Source organism: Streptomyces durbertensis (assembly GCF_014156695.1).
Taxonomy (GTDB): Bacteria; Actinomycetota; Actinomycetes; order Streptomycetales; family Streptomycetaceae; genus Streptomyces; species Streptomyces durbertensis.
In genome coordinates this window covers 1-17,911 of record NZ_WMLF01000064.1, presented here as the reverse complement: position 1 = coordinate 17,911, position 17,911 = coordinate 1, and the positions used below count along the sequence as shown (strand labels likewise).

Sequence of the window (17,911 nt, the reverse complement as noted above, 5' to 3'; positions counted from 1 at the left end):
AAATGTGTATAAGGGACAGGAGGAGGTGTGTGATCGCGGCGGGGGCGCGTGTCGTCTGCCAACCGCCGGGCCGCGGTGCCGGCCGGCCGAGGGCGGAGGGTCCGGCGCGGGTCCGGCGGAGGGTCCGGCACGGGGTCCGGCGCAGGGTCAGGGCCGTCCGACGAGCAGGTAGAGCGCGCGGCCCAGGCCGACCAGGGTGAGGAGGGCGGCACACGGCAGGCCGAAGAGGATGGCGAGACCCGCGCCGATGTTGGCGCCGATGACCTCGGCGGTCACGACGCGGTGGACCAGCGCCAGGGCCAGTCCGGCCCCCAGCAGCGGCCCGGTCACCGACCACCAGACGGGGTCGAGCACGCGTTGGCTCGTCCACCGGGCGAGCAGGACGGCGGTGACCACGGTCCCGACCAGGGCGAGCGGGCCGAGTGTCGACTCGACGGCGGGTGGGATCTCCAGCGGCGGGACGGCGTGGTCGGGGTCGGGGTCGTTGACGGTCTGGTGTCCGACGGCCCACCAGAGGGCGACGGGCGCGGCGAGGACCAGCAGGGCGGCGGCCAGCGCGAGCACGACGGCGGAGGGGGTGCGGCGGACCGGCCCCGGGCTGTCGGGGTCGGGCGGTCGGGCGTCGTCGGACATGGGGCAACTGTGCGGCCGGGCGCGCGGTGTCGGCAAACCCCGCGCCGGAGCGCGGAACTCAGCGCTGGGTGAGGTGGCTGAACGCGTCGAGGTTGCGGGTGGACTCGCCGCGCGAGACGCGCCATTCGTACTCGCGCCGGATCGCGGAGGCGAAGCCGAGTTCGAGCAGGGTGTTGAAGGGGGCGTCGGCGTTCTCCAGGACCGAGCCGAGGACGCGGTCGATCTCCTCCTCGGTGACGGCGGCGAGCGGCAGCCGGCCGACGAGGTAGATGTCGCCGAGCTTGTCGATGGCGTAACTCACGCCGTACAGCCGGGTGTTGCGTTCGAGCAGCCAGCGGTGGACGGCCTCGTGGTTCTCGTCGGGTCGGCGGATCACAAAGGCGTTCACGGACAGGCTGTGCCGGCCGACGATCAGCGAGCAGGTGGTGGAGAGCTTGCGTGTGCCGGGCAGCTTGACGACGTAGTTGCCGGGGGACGGGGTCTCCCAGGACAGCTCCGCGGCGCTCAGCGCCCGCTCGATGACGGCGTTCGCGGCGGTGGCCGAAGGGGCGGACTCGGGCTGATCCGTTGCCTCAGACATGTATCGATCGTAGGTGACCGTGCCGGGCGGCGATCACTTCGGAGTAGAGGTCGGCGGTGTGGCGGGCGGCGGTGTCCCAGCCGAAGCCGCGCGCGTGGTGGGCGGCGGCGGCGCCCATGCGGGCGGCGAGGTCCGGGTTGTCCAGCAGCCGGGCGAGGGCGGTGGCGTAGTCGGCGGGGTTGTGTCCGTCGACCAGGAAGCCGCTGCTGTCGTCGCGTACGGCGACCGGCAGGCCGCCCACGGCGGCGGCGACGACCGGCGTTCCGCAGGCCTGCGCCTCGATCGCGACCAGGCCGAAGGACTCGCTGTGGGAGGGCATGACCAGCACGTCCGCCGCCCGGTACCAGTCGGCGAGGCGTTCCTGGCCGACGGGCGGGTGGAAGTGGACGAGGTCGGCGATGCCGAGTCGGGCGGCGAGCTTCTGCAGTTCCTCGGGCTTGGCGAGGCCGGACCCGGAGGGACCGCCGACGACCGGCACGAGCAGCCTCTCCCGCCGCGCGGGGTCGGCGTCGAGCAGGACGCGCACCGCGCGCAGCAGCACGTCGGGGGCCTTGAGTGGCTGTATCCGGCCGGCGAACAGCGGGATGAACGCCGACTGCGGCAGGCCGAGGCGGGCGCGCGCGGCGGCCCGGGCGTCTCCGTTGGCGGGGGTGCCGACCGGGAAGGGGCGGAACCGTTCGAGGTTGACGCCGGGGTGGATGACGGCGGTGTCGCCGGGGGCGGCGTCGTAGTGCCGGACGAGCTGGTCGGCTTCCTCGGCGGTGTTGGCGATGAGCCGGTCGGCGGCGCGGACGATCTGGGTCTCGCCGATGACGCGGGCGGGCGGCTCGGGGGTGTCGCCCTCGGCGAGCGCGGCGTTCTTGACCTTGGCCATGGTGTGCATGGCGTGGACGAGGGGGACGCCCCAGCGTTCGGCGGCGAGCCAGCCGACGTGGCCGGAGAGCCAGTAGTGGGAGTGGACGAGGTCGTAGTGGCCGGGGCGGTGGCCGGCCCACGCCTGCATGACGCCGTGGGTGAAGGCGCACAGCTGCGCCGGCAGCTCCTCCTTGGCCAGCCCCTCGTACGGGCCGGCGTCGACGTGCCGGACGAGGACGCCGGGGGCCAGCTCGACGGTGTCGGGCAGCCCGCCGGCCGTGGCCCGGGTGAAGACCTCGACCTGGGTGCCGGCGGCGGCGAGCTGGCTGGCCAGTTCGACGATGTAGACGTTCATGCCGCCGGCGTCGCCGGTGCCGGGCTGGTGGAGAGGGGAGGTGTGGACACTGAGCATCGCCACCCGCCTGGGCCGGCCGTGCCGGCGGGCGGTCCGCCGACGACCGAGCCAGGTTGCGTGCGGTGTCATGGGTCCGCCCTGCTTTCTTGTCGTCGTGGGCCTGCCGGGCCTCGTGGGCCGCGGTCGCCGTCCTCGGCCTGTGCGGCCGGGTCCGGCCGGTGCTGTCTCGTCCGGACGGGGCAACGCCGACCAGGGGGGTGGCTCTTCCCCCGACACAACCGGTGTTACCAAAACGTTACCGCCGTTGCGTCGGTCGGCGCCCACCGGGCGGACCGGTGGGCCGGGCGGACGAGGCGACGGCAGGTCGTAGGCTGCCCGCATGGCAGTGGGGTCGAGGCGCGGCGGTGGTCCGACGGGACGCGGCGGACCGGAAGGGGACGTCACCCGGGGTACGACCAACCCCAACCGGCTGCGCCGCATGGACCGCTGGATCGCCGCCACCCACGCCCCGGCGCTCCGCCGCCACGACGGCCCGCCGGTCGCCGTGGACCTCGGCTACGGCGCGGCGCCCTGGACGGCGGTCGAGCTGCTGGCACGGCTGCGCCGGGAACGTGCCGACGCCCGGGTGGTCGGGGTGGAGATCGACCCCGAACGGGTCGCCGCCGCCCAGCCGTACGCTCGCGACGGGCTGGCCTTCGTGCGCGGCGGCTTCGAGGTGCCGGTGGCCGGGCGGCCCCTGCTGATCCGCGCGGCGAACGTGCTGCGGCAGTACGACGAACCCCGGGTGTGGCCGGTCTGGGAGCGGCTGTGCGGCCGGCTCGCCGAGGACGGCCTGCTGGTCGAGGGCACCTGCGACGAGATCGGCCGACGGCACGTGTGGGTCGCGCTCGGCCCGGAGGGCCCCCGCACGGTGACGTTCGCGGCCCGCCTCGGCTCGCTGGAACGCCCCTCGGACCTCGCCGAGCGGCTGCCGAAGGCGCTGATCCACCGCAACGTGCCGGGCGAGCCCGTCCACGCGTTCCTGCGGGACTTCGACGCGGCGTGGGCGGCCGCCGCCCCCTACGCGCCGCTGAGCGCACGGCAGCGGTGGACGCGCGCGGTGCGGGCGCTTACCGGTAACTGGCCGGTCGTCGACGGCCCGCGCCGCTGGCGGCAGGGCGAGGTCACCGTGGCCTGGCGGGCGCTGGCGCCCCGCGACTGAGGCGTGGCGCCGGAGCGGCCGCCGGGCGCGGGACGGCTTCAGCCCGGCGGCGGGGGCAGCCGGCGCAGCAGTTCGTCGACCAGCTCGACGTCGCGCGGCCGCGTCAGCGTCGCCCTGGCCTCCTCCGGCGCCAGCCACAGCAGCCGGTCCACCTCGTCGTTCGGTGCGAACGCCCCGCCGGTCGCCTCCGCCGCCCAGTAGCGGACCTCCTTCGGGCGGCCGTCGACGAGATAGCGGCTGACCGACAGCTCCGGCCCGAGCCGGCACGCCATACCGGTCTCCTCCCGCACCTCCCGGAGCGCGGCCGCGCGGGACTCCTCGCCCCGGTGGAGCTTCCCCTTGGGATGCGACCAGTCGTCGTACTTCGGCCGCCGCACGACGGCGACGCGTACCCCGCCGTCCTGATCGCGCCGCCAGAGCACACAGCCGGCGGCCAGGATCGGCTCACCCCCGCCGGGTGCGTCCGGGACGGTGTCCGAGGGGTTCGACGGGACGGCCATCTGGCAACCTGCCTTTCCGGCCGGGCGCGCCGGCCTCCTCACGTCTGACGCCCGGCGCCACCCGGCCGGACCCGCCCACGGTAGGCGGCGACCCTCCGCGATCCGCGCCGCCTCCACCCCCGTCCACCCCGACGGCCCAGGCCCGGCCCGGCCACCCGTCGCGTCCTCTCCCCCGGTCCGCCGTGCGCGAACGTGCGTACGGGCCGGGCCCGACGGTGCTTGGGTGGCGGGATGGAGATTCTGGTGCTGGGCGGAACGGCCTGGCTCGGGCGGGAGTTGTCGCGTCAGGCCGTGGAGCGCGGCCACCGGGTGACGTGTCTGGCGCGTGGTGAGAGCGGGCGGGTCGCGGACGGCGCGCGGCTTGTGGCCGCCGACCGGCGCGACCCCTCGGCGTACGCCCTGCTGCCCGACCGGGAGTGGGACGCGGTCGTCGAGGTGTCCTGGCAGCCGGGCCTGGTCCGTGGGGCGCTCGACGCGCTGGGCGGCAGGGCCCGGCACTGGTGCTATGTCTCCTCGATCAGCGCCTACGCCTCCCACGCCGAGCCGGGGGCGGACGAGTCCGCTCCGCTGCTGCCGCCGACCGACCGCGAGGAGGTCGATCGCGTGCTCTACGGGGAGGCCAAGGCGGCCTGTGAGCGGGCGTCCACGGCCGCCGTCGGCGATCGGCTGCTGATCGCGCGCGCCGGGCTGATCGGCGGCCCCGGCGACCACAGCGGGCGGTCCGGCTACTGGGTCGGCCGGGCCGCACGCGACCCGCGCGGCCCGATGCTGGCGCCCGCCGAACCGGCCCTGCCCACCCAGACCGTCGACGTCCGCGACCTGGCCGCCTGGCTGCTGGACCGCGCCGGGACAGGGACGATCGGCCGCTTCGACGCCGTCGGGCCGCTGGTCCCCTTCGCCGACTGGCTGGCGCTCTCCCGCGCGGTCGGCGGGCACACGGGCCCGGTGGTCGAAGCCCCCTCGGACTGGCTGCTCGCCCACGGGGTGACGCAGTTCATGGGCGAGGAGTCGCTGCCGATGTGGGCGGTCGAACCCGGGACGGAGGGGTGGGCGGCGCGCAGCGGTGCGGCGGCGCTCGCCGCCGGGCTCCGCCACCGGCCCCGCGTCGAACTGCTCGCCGACACCCTGCGGTGGGAGCGCGAGCAGGGTCTCGACCGCCCCAGGCGGGCGGGGCTCAGCGCCGCCCGCGAGCGGGAGCTGCTCGCCGCGTTCGGCTGAGTCCCGACGACGCACGGCACGAGGCCGCCCGTCAGGCCGTCGGCCAGAGGCGGACGAAGGCGGCGCGGGCGGCCTCGACCTCGTGCCGCTGGTCGGCGTGGAGCACGCCGAGCGCGTACGCCGTCGCCGGCGCGATGCGCGGGGTACGGCCGGCGGCGGCCGCCGCGGCGGCGGCCTCGGCGGCGTCCCGGTGCCGGTCGAGCTGGTGTCCGGCGAGCAGCAGCGCGCCGTGCAGCGGCGCCGTCGTGTCGTCGGAGCCCGGGTCCCCGACGAGGACCTCCAGCCCGTACCGGGTGAGCCGGGCGAGGTGGCGCACCTGGTGCCAGGCGGCGTCGTGGCGGCCCTCCTCGGCGGTCAGGGTGTGGGCCAGCGCCTGGCTGCCGTGCGGCAGCGACTCGACGGCTTCGACCAGCCGCCGGTGCGTCAGCTCGGCGAGCGGGCCGAGCGCCAGCTCGGCGGGGCGGTCGGCGGCCCGGTCCTGGACGGGCGCGTCGGAGGCGAGTACGGCGACCTCGTCGGCCACCGCGTGGAAGCGTCCGGAGCCGAGCGCCCGCAGGGCGGCGGAGTGGGCGCGGGTGCGGGCCAGGGTGAGCTGGCGTTCCAGCAGGGCGCCGGCCTTGGCGGCGCCGGCGCCGGGGCGGCCGGTGCGCGGCTCGTTGTTCCCCCCGCCCGGGCCGCCGTCGCCGCCCCCCGCCGGCGACGACAGCCGGTGCAGGGCGGCCAGCAGCCGGTCCAGCCGGGCCGCGTAGGCGTGCTCCCTCGCCAACACGCCTGACAGCCAGCGCAGTTCGGCGCTGACCCGGTCCGCCCAGGCGCTGTCGAGCAGTGGGCGGAAGGTGTGCAGGGCGCCGCTGATGCGGCGGGCGGAACGGCGCAGCAGCCGCACGGCCTCCGCCGCCTGCGCCGCCGTCTCCGCGCTGCCCGCGTTCTCGTCGTGCAGGCGCAGGCCGCGCAGCAGCTCGGCGGCCTGCCGGTTGAGGTAGCCGGCGAGCGCCTCCCCCGCCGTGGTCGTGTCCTGCGGCCCGCGCGGGGCGGGTGGGCCTGCCGGCGGCGCCCCGGTGGGGGCCTCGGACGGCTCGGGGCGCCGTCCTGCGGTCAGGTCATGTCGTGGGACCACGTCGGCGCCTCCGGGCGTCGATGAGCATTTCCTGGACGTGTCGCAGCGGTCGGCCCTCGGCGTCGACGGCGTGCCTGGTCCATTCGCCGTCGGGTCCGAGGTGCCAGGAGGCCGTGGAGTCGGCGACGCCGGTCTCCAGCAGCCGGTCGATCGCCGCGCGGTGGCCGGGGTCGGTGACCCGGACCAGCGCCTCGATGCGGCGGTCGAGGTTGCGGTGCATGAGGTCGGCGCTGCCGATCCAGATCTCCGGGTCGCCACCCCCGCCGAAGGCGAACACCCGCGAGTGCTCCAGGAAGCGGCCGAGCACGCTGCGCACCCTGATGTTCTCGCTGAGCCCGGGCACGCCGGGCCGCACCGCGCAGATGCCGCGCACCCAGACGTCCACCGGCACGCCCGCCTGCGAGGCCCGGTACAGGGCGTCGACGACGGTCTCGTCGACGATCGAGTTGACCTTGACGCGGATGTAGGCCGGGTGCCCGGCCCGGTGGTGGCCGATCTCCTTGTGGATCCGGGCCACCAGGCCGTCGCGCAGCGAGGTGGGGGCGACCAGCAGCCGCCGGTAGGTCTCCCGGCGGCTGTACCCGGACAGCCGGTTGAACAGGTCGGACAGGTCCGCGCCGACCTGCTGGTCGGCGGTGAGCAGCCCCAGGTCCTCGTAGAGGCGGGCCGTCTTGGGGTGGTAGTTGCCGGTGCCGACGTGCGAGTAGCGGCGCAGGTGCTCGCCCTCCTGCCGGACGACAAGCGAGAGCTTGCAGTGCGTCTTCAGGCCGACGATGCCGTAGACGACGTGGCAGCCCGCCTCCTCCAGCTTGCGGGCCCACTTGATGTTGGCCTGCTCGTCGAACCTCGCCTTGATCTCCACCAGGACCAGCACCTGCTTGCCGGACTCGGCGGCGTCTATGAGCGCGTCCACGATCGGCGAGTCGCCGGACGTCCGGTAGAGCGTCTGCTTGATCGCCAGCACGTCGGGGTCGGCGGCGGCCTGCTCCAGGAACGCCTGCACGGAGGTGGAGAAGGAGTCGTACGGGTGGTGCAGCAGAACGTCGCGTTCGCGAAGGGCCGCGAAGACGTCGGGCGCGGAGGCGGTCTCCACCTCGGCCAGGTCCCGGTGCGTGCCGGCGACGAACTTCGGGTAGCGCAGCTCGGGACGCTCGACGGCCCCGACGATGGTGGACAGCCCGGTCAGGTCCAGCGGGCCGGGCAGCGGGTACACCTCGGCGTCGGAGATCTTCAGCTCGCGCACCAGCAGGTCGAGCACGTACGGGTCGATGGTCTCCTCGACCTCCAGCCGCACGGGCGGGCCGAAGCGGCGGCGCATCAGTTCCTTCTCCAGCGCCTGGAGCAGGTTCTCCGCGTCGTCCTCCTCGACCTCCAGGTCCTCGTTGCGGGTGACCCGGAACATGTGGTGCGCCAGCACCTCCATGCCGGGGAACAGCTCCTCCAGATGCGCCGCGATCACGTCCTCCAGCGGCACGAACCGCCGCGGCGACGCCTCGAAGAACCGTGACAGCAGCGGCGGAACCTTCACACGCGCGAAGTGCTTGTGCCCGCTGATCGGATTGCGGACGACCACCGCGAGGTTCAGCGAGAGGCCGGAGATGTACGGGAAGGGGTGAACCGGGTCGACCGCGAGCGGCGTCAGCACGGGGTAGATGCGCTGCCGGAAGAGGGTGAACAGGCGGGCCTGCTCCTTCTCCGTCAGATCGGCCCAGCGGATCAGGTGGACGCCCTCGTCGGCGAGCGCCGGGGAGACGTCCTGCTGGTAGCAGGCGGCGTGCCGGGCCATGAGCTCCCGCGACCGGGTCCAGATCAGCTCCAGCACCTCACGCGGCTGGAGACCCGACGCCGAACGGGTCGCCACACCCGTCGCGATGCGGCGCTTGAGTCCGGCCACCCGGACCATGAAGAACTCGTCCAGGTTGCTGGCGAAGATCGCCAGGAAGTTCACCCGCTCCAGCAGCGGGGTGTTCGGGTCCTCCGCCAGTTCCAGGACCCGCTCGTTGAACGCCAGCCAGCTGCGCTCGCGGTCCAGGAAGCGGTCGGCGGGTAGCTCCCCGGCCTGCTCGGCGGAGGGCGGCAGCTCGTCCGGGTCGGAGTCCAGACCCGCGTCGATCCCCGCGTCCCGCTCCGGCATGGCGGCCCGCTCCGGGGCCAGCGTCGGCTCCTCCGCCAGCCGGCCGTCGGACGAGCCGTCCGCCGGCCGGGCGGCGGCTATCGGACCGGCCGCCGGCGCCGCCTTCGCGGTCGCCGCCGCGGCCGCGCGGGGCTTGGCGGACTTGCGATCCGCGGCCTTGCGGTCGGCGGCCTTCCGGTTGGCGGACTTGCTGTCGGCGGTCTTGCGGGAGGACGAGGACTGCGCTGACTGGCTCATTCCCCTATTCTTCCGCGCGGCGGCCCGCCCGTCCCGCGCGGTTGGCGCGGCCGGGTGGGCGGCGCCCGCCACCGGGCCGGAGACGGGCTGATCGGGCTGCATTCCGCGATGCTCGCAAGCCAGTCTGAATCCGTGGTTACGTCGACATGGCCGTAAGGAGATCCGCCGCCCGCCGAAGGGGGCGGGCCCGGCCGCCACGGACCGGCGCGACGGCGGCACCGGGTCGCCTTCGCTCAGCGCGACACCGGCACGGGCCGGCACCGGTTGACACGAGGTCGCGGACCGTACCGGTCCCCGGTGTCGGGCCGCCTCGCCGGGCGGAGCGGGGAGGGCCCGCGGAGAGGACGCACGTGCGCCGCGCCGCGTACGGGCAACGGTCCGGCGACAACACCGCGGGCCTGACGCCATGCGGCGGGGAACCGCGGGCTCGGGCCCGTCTCACGCGTGCGGTTCCCCCGGAGCGCGCCTGTTCTCCGGGTGGCGCGGCCCAGCACCGCACCCGCCTCACCCGGCCCGGGCGCCGTCCGGCGCGGACTCCGCTTGCCCGTCCACGAGCCGCGCCGCGCGCGGCGGGGTGGGCGCCCTCGGACTGACGCGGCCCGACGCGGTCCGACACGGTCCGACGCGGTCCGCGTCGGACCGCGTCGCGGCGTGCACTGCCCGGTGGGGCGGCTAGGTCGTGTCCTCAAAGTAGCGTCGTCCGCCCGTAGGGCGGGTCTGGCGGCGTCTGGTGCGTGCGATCGCAAGGCGGAGGGAGGAAAGCGCTGGGGGCACCTCCCGGCCGGAGGCTGGGGGAGGGCTGCGCTGACGACCGACAACGCGGCGAGCGTGCGTGCCAGGCGCCGCCAGACAGACGGGACTTCGAAGACACGACCTAGCGGCCGGTGAGGTGGCGGACGGGGCCGGCGCCGTACTGGGCGGCCTGGTCCTCGGGGTTGGCCAGGGCACAGGTGCTCAGGGAGAGGCAGCCGCAGCCGATGCAGTCGGTGAGGTCGTCCCGCAGTTCCTCCAGTTCCCTGATGCGCGCGTTCAGGTCGTCGCGCCAGCACTCGGAGAGCCGCTGCCAGTCCTCGGGGGTGGGGGTGCGGTTGTCGGGGAGGAGCGCCAGCGCGGCGCGGATGGCGTCGAGGGAGATGCCGACCCGCTGGGAGGCCCGGATGAAGGCGACGCGGCGCAGGGTGTCCCGGGTGAAGCGTCGCTGGTTGCCGGAGGTGCGGGTGCTGTGGATGAGCCCGTTGCGCTCGTAGAAGCGCAGGGCGGAGGGGGCCACGCCGCTCCGTTCAGCGACCTGGCCGACGGTGAGCTGGCGTGCTTTCCAGGAGACAGGCGTCATGCGCACACCTTACCGCTTGACTTCAACCTTACTTCAACTGTGAGTCTTGGGGCATCCGGACGGGCCGGGAGCCCGCCAACTGCGCCACGCCGCGAACTCGACCACCAGGAGACCGACATGACCGCCTCTCAGCCCCGCCTCGCAGTGATCGTCGGCAGCGTCCGGGAGGGCCGCTTCGGCCCGACCATCGCAAGCTGGTTCGCCGAGCGGGCCACCGAGCACGGCCGTTTCCAGGTCGACGTGGTCGACCTCGTGGAGCACCCGCTGCCCCTGGCGATGCCGGCCTGGGGCGGCGACTCGGACCCGGACGTCGACCGCGTCCACAAGGAACTGGGCGCGCGGCTCACCGACGCGGACGCGTTTGTCGTGGTCACGCCCGAGTACAACCACAGCTTCCCGGCCGCGCTCAAGAACGTCATCGACTGGTACCGCGAGGAGTGGTTCGCCAAGCCGGTCGGGCTGGTCTCCTACGGCGGGCAGAGCGGCGGCATCCGGGCAGCCGAACAGCTGCGGCAGGTGTTCCCCGAGATGCACGCGCTGACCGTCCGGGACGCGCTGAGCTTCCACAACGCCTGGGACGTCTTCGGAGCCGACGGCCGGCCGAAGGACGCCGAGTCGGCGGCGACGGCGGCGAAGAACATGCTCGGCCAGCTCGAGTGGTGGGCCACCACCCTGGGCGAGGCCCGCGAGAAGCGCCCCTACGGCGCCTGAGGACCGGCGGCGCTCCGGGACGGGGGTCCAGAGCGCGCCGGCAGAGAGGCGGCCCGGCATCCCGTATGTATGGAGGGGTGGGATGCCGGGCCGCCGCCGTGCGCCGGAGCGCCGTCAGCAGACTACGGTCCGCCGGCCCGAACGTTAAGCCGCCGGGCGGCGGTTGCCGTGCCGGGCCGGCCCGGTCAGACAGGGCCGGCCCGTGCCGGGGTCAGCGGATGACGGTGATCCGGTCGGCGGCCGGGGCCTTCAGCGGGTTCTCCGGGGAGCTGTTCCCCGTCAGGTACGCCTCCAGGGCGTCCCGGTCGAGGCCGCCGACCACCGGGTTGGTGCCCTGGGCGAAGGTCGGGAAGCCGTCGCCGCCGCCGGCGAGGAACGAGTTCATCGCGACCCGGTAGGTGCGGCCGAGGTCCAGCGGCTCGCCGTTGACCCGCACCGAGTCGGCCACCACGCGGTCGGCGCCGGAGCGCGTCAGGTCCAGGGTGTAGGTGAAGCCGGCCGAGACCTGGAGGACCTTCGGGGCCGCCGCGTTCGGTCCGCTGACCTGCTCGCGGAGGATCTGGAGCAGCTGGGCGCCGGTGAGGTCGGCGAGGTTCACCGTGTTGGAGAACGGCTGCACCTCAAACGCCTCGCCGTAGGTGACCACGCCGTCGCCCTCGCTGCCGGACGCCTTGTAGACCAGGTCGGTCCGCAGACCGCCGGGGTTCATCAGGGCCAGCTCGGCCTTCGGGTCGAGGGTGCGGGCGTAGGCGAGCTGCGAGTCGGCGACCAGGTCGCCCAGCGGGGACTCGGGGGCCGTGCGGTCCTGGGTGATGTCCTCGGCGATCCAGCCGATGGGCCGGTTGGCGACCGGGCCGGCCAGCTTCTCCCAGTAGCTGATGAGCCTCGTCAGGTCCCGTGCCTTGGGCTGCTGCCGGTGGACGACCTTGTTCACGCCGCGCACGGAGGTGCGGACGATGTCCTTGGTCCGGCGGTCGTAGGACATGGTCAGCTCGGTGAAGAGGCGGCCGTTGGAGGCGCCGGAGGTGACCAGGCGGTCGTTGCCCTTGGGGTCGGGCACGGTGCACACGTACGCCTGGTGGGTGTGGCCGGTGACCAGCGCGTCCACGCCGGCGTCGGTGCGGCGGGCGATGTCCACGATGGGACCGCTGAGGCCGGCGCCGTCCGCGTCGCAGTTGTGGTTGTACGCCGGCGAGGACGGGTATCCGCCCTCGTGGATCAGCGCGACGACGGCGTTGACGCCCTTGCGCTTCAGCTCCTTGGTGTACTTGTTGATCGTGTCGGCCTCGTCGAGGAACTTCAGGCCCTTGATGCCCTCACCGGACACGATGCCCGGGGTGTCCTCCAGGGTGACGCCGATGAAGCCGACCTTCACGCCCTTCAGGTTCTTGACGGTGTAGGGCGCGAGCAGCGGCTTCTTCGTCTTCTCGTGGACGACGTTGGCGGCGAGGATCGGGAAGTTCGCGCCCATGAAGCGGCGGTCGTCGGCGTAGCAGCCGTCCTCCGGGTGGCAGCCGCCGCGCTGCTTGCGCAGCAGTTCCTTCGCGCCCTCGTCGAACTCGTGGTTGCCGACGCCGACGACGTCCATGCCGACCTTGTTCAGCGCCTCGATGGTCGGCTCGTCGTGGAAGAGGCCGGAGAGCATCGGGGTCGCGCCGACCATGTCGCCCGCGGCGACCGTCACCGAACGCGCCTTGCCGGCCCGGGCCTTGCGCAGCGCGGTGGCCAGGTACTCGACGCCGCCGGCGTCGATCGCCTCGGTGCTGCCGTCCGGGTGCTGGTGTGTCACCCGTCCGCCGGAACCGGTCGGCGGCTCCAGCGCGCCGTGGAAGTCGTTGATGGCCAGCACCTGGAGGTCGACGGTGTGGCCGTTCTTTCCGGGCTTGCCGTGCTTGTCCTGGCTCGCGGCGCTCTGTGCCGCCGCGTCCTTCTCGGCCTTGCCGTTGCTGGCCTGGGCGGCGGGCAGGGAGACGGCGCTCATCGCGGCCACCGCGACGAGCCCTGTCGCGGCGACGGCGAGTCTGGTCGTCCTCCGGCGGGCGGGGGAAGTGGGCATGTGTGTACCCCTCGGGGAGTGATGGTCCTGGCGCCCGGGAGCCGTGGCTCCGGACGGATCGCAGCAAGCGGCAGCCTACGGTCAACGCGCGTAGCGTGTCAGGAGGGCTGCGGTGGCCAACCGGTTGCGAGGGGGTGACGCCGGACACGTCGCCGCGCCTGCTCCACGCCCGGCGGCGGCTACGCTTCTGCCATGACTGACGTCGTTGCTGTAGAGCAGGTTTCGGACGACATCGTCCGGGAAGCCCTCACCCTCATCGAGGAGGCCGCCCGGGTGGACGGCCAGCCGGCCGTCTCCGAACAGGGCCGGCTCCAGCTACGCGGCGGGCCCCGCGAGGGGGTCACCCACTTCCTCGTACGCTCCGGCGGCGCCCTCGTGGGGTACGGCCAACTGGAGGACGTCGACCCGGTGGAGGCGCCGGCCGGCGAGTTTGTCGTCCACCCCGCCCACCGGGGCCAGGGCTTCGGCAGAGCACTGGGCCAGGCACTCCTCACCACGTCCGGACGCCGGCTGCGCGTGTGGGCGCACGGCGGTCACGCCGCCGCCCGGCACCTGACGCAGTCGCTCGGCATGAGCCTCTTCCGCGAACTGCGCCACATGCGGATGCCGCTGTCCCTCGACGCGCTGCCCGAGCCCCGCTACCCGGACGGCGTGGAGGTCCGCACGTTTGTCCCCGGCAAGGACGACGCGGCGTGGCTCGCCGCCAACGCCGCCGCGTTCGCCCACCACCCCGAGCAGGGCGCGCTCACCCAACGCGACCTGGACGCCCGCAAGGAGGAGCCGTGGTTCGACCCGGCCGGCTTCTTCCTGGCCGAACGCCGGGGCGAACTGGTCGGCTTCCACTGGACGAAGATCCACGAGGCGGAACGCCTCGGCGAGGTCTACGTCGTCGGCGTCGTCCCGGACGCGCAGGGCGGCGGCCTCGGCAAGGCGCTCACCCTCACCGGGCTCCGCCATCTGGCCGCCGACCGCCACGTGCAGAACGCGATGCTGTACGTCGACGCCGACAACACCGCCGCCGTCAACGTCTACGACCGCCTCGGCTTCCGTATCTACGAGGTCGACCTCATGTACCGCACGGAGACCTGAGCCTCCGCCGCCGGCCCCGTTGGCGCGGTTCGTCGCGGCGGCCCGCGGCGGCCCGCAGCGGGCCGCCGCGACGTTCGCGCCGCTCAGCGGTCCACCGCCCCGGACCGCCTGGTCAAGGGTGACGCTGCCGCGCAGCATGTGGGCGATGCCGGCGAACACGCCCTCGCGGTAGTGCGGACGCCCGTAGGGCAGCCGCGCCAACTCCCAGGTTGGCGCCGGTCGTTCAGCGCAGACCCAGACCGGGCGTGTTCGGTGCCGCCGCCTGGTGCGGCGGGGTGCGCGGGCAGTCGGCGCCGCCGTGGCGAGGTGTGCGGCGCCGTCGCGTGAGGACCGTGAGGGCGGCGAGGACGAGGGCGGAGAAGGCGGCGGCGGTGAGGTAGCCGGCCTGGACGGAAAGCCGGTCGACAACCGGTCCGAGCAGCAGCGGCGAGGCGAACTGACCGGCGAAGACGGCCGTGCCCGACAGCGCCACGGCCCGGCCCTGCTGTCCGGCCGGCGCGCCGTCGCCGAGCAGCACCGTGGCGGTCGGCATCACCACACCGGCACCCAGCCCGAACAGCGCCATGGCGACAACCGCGAGGAAAAGCGAGGAGGTGAGGCCGAGCAGGACAAACGCCGCACCCCACAGCACCACCGCCGCACGCAGGATCGTCAGGTAGCCGAACCGCCCGCGCAGCCGGGCGTAGCCGAACCCCACCACCATCATGGCCAGCGTGCTCGCCATGTTCATCAGCGCGACCAACAGCGGTGCGGTGACGCCGAGTTCCGCGAGGCGGAGCGGCATGAAGACAACAAGCGCGTAGAGCAGTACGGAGACGGCACCCAGCAGGGCGCTCCAGCCGAGCACGGCGGGCGCGCGGCGCAGCATGGCAAGCGTGCCCTCGGACGGCCCCGGGGGTGTGTCGGTGCCGGTGAGCCGCCCGGCCGGCATCACCCACCAGACGGCGACGCCGAGCGGCACACCCACCAGGTAGAGGGCGAACGGCGCGTGCCAGCTCAGGCCGCCGACCACCCCGGCGAGCAGCGGCCAGGCGACGCCTCCGAGACTCATCGCGGCCGAACGCCAGCCCATCACCCGGTCCCGCGCGGACCCCCGGTAGAGCGCGAGCATGGCGACGGTGGTGGCGGTGAACACCGTGGCCGCCCCCATGCCGAAGACGACCCGACCGGCGATCAGCGCCGGGTAGGAGTCGGTGACCAGGCCCGCGCCGCCGGCCAGGCCGTAGAGCACCAGGCCGGCGGCGAGCGGCGTGCGCACACCGACGCGGTCGATCACGGCGCCGACCGCCGGGCTGACAACGGCGACGACCAGCGCGTGCACGGTCAGGACCAGGCCGACGGCGGTACCGGAGACGCCCAGTTCGCCGCGTATCACCTCCAGCACGGGAGCGAGTACCGCGCCCGCCATCACGGCCAGCGTGGAGACCAGCAGCATGAGGGCGAGCACCGCCCGGTCGCCGCTCGGTTCCCTGGTTGTCGTCCGCATCTGGCACTCCGCTCGTCCGTGGCCGTGAACCACCGGCCCGGGCGTCGCGACGCCGGGGCGGGTGTCCGGGTACGGAACGACGCTAGGAGTTCAAGCGCACTTGAGGTCAAGCGTCGGGGCTCAGGTGTGCTTGAGCTTTCGCGCTCGCTCAGGCCACGTGGGGCGGGTGCTCCGGTGGCGGCGCGGGGGCGCCCGGCAGCGTCAGCCACGCCTCCGTGCCGCCGCCGACGCCCGGCCGCAACTCCGCTGCCCCTCCAGCGCGTTGCGCGGTGCGGGCGACGATCGACAGCCCGAGGCCGGAGCCCGGCAGGCCCCGGGCACTCGGCGAGCGCCAGAACCGGTCGAAGACGTACGGCAGTTCCTCAGCCGAGACGCCCGGCCCCTGATCGCGGACCCGCAGCACACCACCGTCCAGGGACACCGTGACCTCACCTCCCGGCGGGCTGAACTTCACCGCGTTGTCCAGCAGGTTGACCACCGCGCGTTCCAGCGCGGCGGGCTCGGCGCGCACGTACCACGGGGCGAGGTCGGTGCGAATGGTGACGCCTGTGCCGCGCAACCGGGCCCGCTCCACGGCCCGCTCCGTGATCTCGTGCAGCCCGACGACCTCGGTGGCAGCCTGCGCGGGGGACGACTCGGGGCGGGAGAGCTCCTGGAGATCGCCGATGAGCGCGGAGAGTTCGGCCATCTGGGAACGCACCGAGTCCAGCAGTTCCCGCCGCTCCTGCTCGGGGAGCGGGCGGCCGGTGCGTTCGCTGCGGACCAGCAGGTCGATGTTCATCCGCATCGACGTGAGCGGGGTGCGCAGTTCGTGTCCGGCGTCCGCGATGAGCTGCTGCTGGAGGTCGCGGGAGGCGGCCAGCGCCCGCGTCATGCTGTTGAAGGAGCGGGACAGCCGGGCGATCTCGTCGTCGCCCTCGACGGGGATGCGGACGGCGAGGTCCTCCGTCCGCGCGACGTGCTCGACGGCGTCCGCGAGCCGGTCGACGGGCCGCAGCCCGGCCCGGGCGAGCACCACGCCCGCTCCCGCCGAGAGCAGCACTCCCCCGGCGGCGACCAGCCCGAGCACCAGGCCGAGCCGGTCCAGCGACGCCTTCACCTCGTCCATCGGCCGCGCCACCGACATCGCCGCGTCGGTGCCCGGCAGCGGCTGGGTGAGCACCCGGTACACGGTGCCGTCGGCGGCGGTCGCGTGGTGCAGGGACTCCGCCACCTCCCCGCGCGCGACGGCCAAGTCATCCGCGCTCACGTCCAGTTGCCGCTGCCCGAAGACGACGCAGCTCGTGCCGTGCCGGTCCACGATCCGCACGGTGGAGGCGAACGGGTTGGCGTCCTCGGCCCGTTCGTCCGACGGCACCGTCACACAGCGGCCCGCCTCCACCTGCCGCAGCACCAGCTGCACCGGAACCTGGCTGCGTCGCAGCGAGTCGTCCAACGAGGCGACCAGCTGGTCCCGGACCAGCAGCCAGGCGGCGAGCGAGCAGGCCGCCACCGCGAGCGCCACCACCGCCGCCGTCAGCAGCGCCAGCCTGCCGCGCAACGGCAGCCGCCCCACCCGGCCGCCGCCCGAGCGACCGCCGCCCGTCGTCGCGTCCCCGGCCCTCGTCGCGTCCCCGGCCCTCACGCGGCGCCCGGTCCGCTCGGCGGCTCACGCAGCACGTAGCCGACCCCGCGCACGGTCTGCACCAACCGGGGCTCCCCGCCCGCCTCCGTCTTCCGCCGCAGGTACATCACGTACACGTCCAGCGAGTTGGAGGACGGCTCGTGGTCGAAGCCCCACACCGCGTGCAGGATCTGCTGCCGGGTGAGCACCTGCCTCGGATGGGTGAGCAGCAGCTCCAGCAGGGTGAACTCGGTGCGGGTCAGCTCCAGCGGCCGTCCGCCGCGCGTCACCTCCCGCGTCGCCTGGTTCATCCGCAGGTCCGCGAACACCAGCGCGTCCGCCTCGGCGGAACCTTCGGCACCACCCCCGCGCTCGTACCCGCTGCGCCGCAGCAAAGCCCTTACCCGCGCCAGGAGTTCGTCCAGCTCGAACGGCTTCACGAGGTAGTCGTCGGCGCCGGCGTCCAGCCCGGTGACCCGGTCGCCCACGGTGTCCCGGGCCGTGAGCATCAGGATCGGCACCCTGCGCCCCTCCGCGCGCAGCCGACGGGCGACTGTCAGCCCGTCCGTCCGGGGCATCTGCACGTCCAGGACGATCAGCTCCGGCTCCGGGCCGGCGGCGACCCGGGCCAGCGCGTCCACGCCGTCCACCGCGACATCCACCTCGTAGCCCTCGAAGCCGAGGCCGCGCCGCAGCGCGTCCCGCACCGCCGGCTCGTCGTCGACGATCAACACACTCATGCCGGTGAGTGTGCCACCGGCCCCTGCCGGGCCCTCAGCTCCCGGCGCGCAGGTCGTCAAGGA

15 protein-coding genes are annotated in these 17,911 nt (G+C 74.3%); 4 read left to right on the top strand and 11 right to left on the bottom strand.

Annotation, left to right across the window (positions count from 1 at the left end; translation table 11 throughout):
• Window positions 1-147: 147 nt before the first annotated feature.
• Genes GL263_RS06870 through mshA form a run of 3 tightly spaced genes read right to left on the bottom strand, consistent with a single transcriptional unit; the run spans window position 148 to window position 2,552 of the window.
• A complete protein-coding gene (locus GL263_RS06870; protein WP_182854686.1) occupies window positions 148-633 on the bottom strand; it encodes a hypothetical protein in 486 nt (161 codons plus the stop codon).
• A gap of 58 nt (window positions 634-691) precedes the next feature.
• On the bottom strand, window positions 692-1,213 hold the full coding sequence (locus tag GL263_RS06865) for a type III secretion system chaperone family protein (protein WP_182854685.1): 522 nt from the start codon (window positions 1,211-1,213) through the stop codon (window positions 692-694).
• Window positions 1,206-2,552, bottom strand: coding sequence for a D-inositol-3-phosphate glycosyltransferase (gene mshA / locus GL263_RS06860; protein ID WP_182854684.1), 1,347 nt, complete (start codon window positions 2,550-2,552; stop codon window positions 1,206-1,208). The genes GL263_RS06865 and mshA overlap by 8 nt, the downstream gene beginning before the upstream one ends.
• Window positions 2,553-2,802: 250 nt before the next feature.
• Between mshA and GL263_RS06855 the strand changes: the two genes are divergently transcribed.
• A complete protein-coding gene (locus GL263_RS06855) occupies window positions 2,803-3,624 on the top strand; it encodes a class I SAM-dependent methyltransferase (RefSeq protein ID WP_438947926.1) in 822 nt (273 codons plus the stop codon).
• Window positions 3,625-3,662: 38 nt separating this feature from the next.
• On the opposite strand, the gene GL263_RS06850 is transcribed toward GL263_RS06855, so the two are convergent.
• The gene (locus GL263_RS06850; RefSeq protein ID WP_182854683.1) at window positions 3,663-4,124 is read right to left on the bottom strand and encodes an NUDIX hydrolase; all 462 of its coding nucleotides are present in this window, start codon (window positions 4,122-4,124) and stop codon (window positions 3,663-3,665) included.
• A 231-nt stretch (window positions 4,125-4,355) separates the two neighbouring features.
• On the opposite strand from GL263_RS06850, the gene GL263_RS06845 reads away from it, so the two are divergent.
• On the top strand, window positions 4,356-5,342 hold the full coding sequence (locus GL263_RS06845) for an NAD-dependent epimerase/dehydratase family protein (protein WP_182854682.1): 987 nt from the start codon (window positions 4,356-4,358) through the stop codon (window positions 5,340-5,342).
• Window positions 5,343-5,373: 31 nt separating this feature from the next.
• Here the strand turns inward: GL263_RS06845 and GL263_RS06840 are convergent, their stop codons facing one another.
• The 3 genes from GL263_RS06840 to soxR form a co-directional block, all read right to left on the bottom strand.
• A complete protein-coding gene (locus GL263_RS06840) occupies window positions 5,374-6,459 on the bottom strand; it encodes a CHAD domain-containing protein (protein ID WP_182854681.1) in 1,086 nt (361 codons plus the stop codon).
• Window positions 6,443-8,830, bottom strand: a complete 2,388-nt coding sequence (locus tag GL263_RS06835; protein ID WP_194377209.1) for an RNA degradosome polyphosphate kinase — start codon at window positions 8,828-8,830, stop codon at window positions 6,443-6,445. The genes GL263_RS06840 and GL263_RS06835 overlap by 17 nt, the downstream gene beginning before the upstream one ends.
• An 874-nt stretch (window positions 8,831-9,704) precedes the next feature.
• Window positions 9,705-10,163 (bottom strand): redox-sensitive transcriptional activator SoxR, encoded by a 459-nt coding sequence (gene soxR, locus GL263_RS06830; RefSeq protein WP_182854680.1) that lies wholly within the window; start codon window positions 10,161-10,163, stop codon window positions 9,705-9,707.
• 117 nt (window positions 10,164-10,280) lie between these two features.
• On the opposite strand from soxR, the gene GL263_RS06825 reads away from it, so the two are divergent.
• Window positions 10,281-10,874, top strand: coding sequence for an NADPH-dependent FMN reductase (locus tag GL263_RS06825; RefSeq protein WP_182854679.1), 594 nt, complete (start codon window positions 10,281-10,283; stop codon window positions 10,872-10,874).
• Window positions 10,875-11,085: 211 nt separating this feature from the next.
• Here the strand turns inward: GL263_RS06825 and GL263_RS06820 are convergent, their stop codons facing one another.
• Window positions 11,086-12,930, bottom strand: a complete 1,845-nt coding sequence (locus GL263_RS06820) for a bifunctional metallophosphatase/5'-nucleotidase (protein ID WP_182854678.1) — start codon at window positions 12,928-12,930, stop codon at window positions 11,086-11,088.
• Between the two features lie 192 nt (window positions 12,931-13,122).
• Here GL263_RS06820 and mshD point away from each other — a divergent pair, with 192 nt between their 5' ends.
• Window positions 13,123-14,019: a mycothiol synthase gene (gene mshD / locus GL263_RS06815; protein ID WP_182854677.1), complete on the top strand. Its 897-nt coding sequence runs from the start codon at window positions 13,123-13,125 to the stop codon at window positions 14,017-14,019.
• A gap of 223 nt (window positions 14,020-14,242) precedes the next feature.
• Here mshD and GL263_RS06810 read toward each other — a convergent pair whose 3' ends face one another.
• The 3 genes from GL263_RS06810 to GL263_RS06800 form a co-directional block, all read right to left on the bottom strand.
• A complete protein-coding gene (locus tag GL263_RS06810) occupies window positions 14,243-15,505 on the bottom strand; it encodes an MFS transporter (protein WP_182854676.1) in 1,263 nt (420 codons plus the stop codon).
• A gap of 148 nt (window positions 15,506-15,653) precedes the next feature.
• Window positions 15,654-17,129, bottom strand: a complete 1,476-nt coding sequence (locus GL263_RS06805; protein ID WP_182854675.1) for a sensor histidine kinase — start codon at window positions 17,127-17,129, stop codon at window positions 15,654-15,656.
• Window positions 17,126-17,848, bottom strand: a complete 723-nt coding sequence (locus GL263_RS06800; RefSeq protein ID WP_182854674.1) for a response regulator transcription factor — start codon at window positions 17,846-17,848, stop codon at window positions 17,126-17,128. The genes GL263_RS06805 and GL263_RS06800 overlap by 4 nt, the downstream gene beginning before the upstream one ends.
• Window positions 17,849-17,911 lie beyond the last annotated feature (63 nt).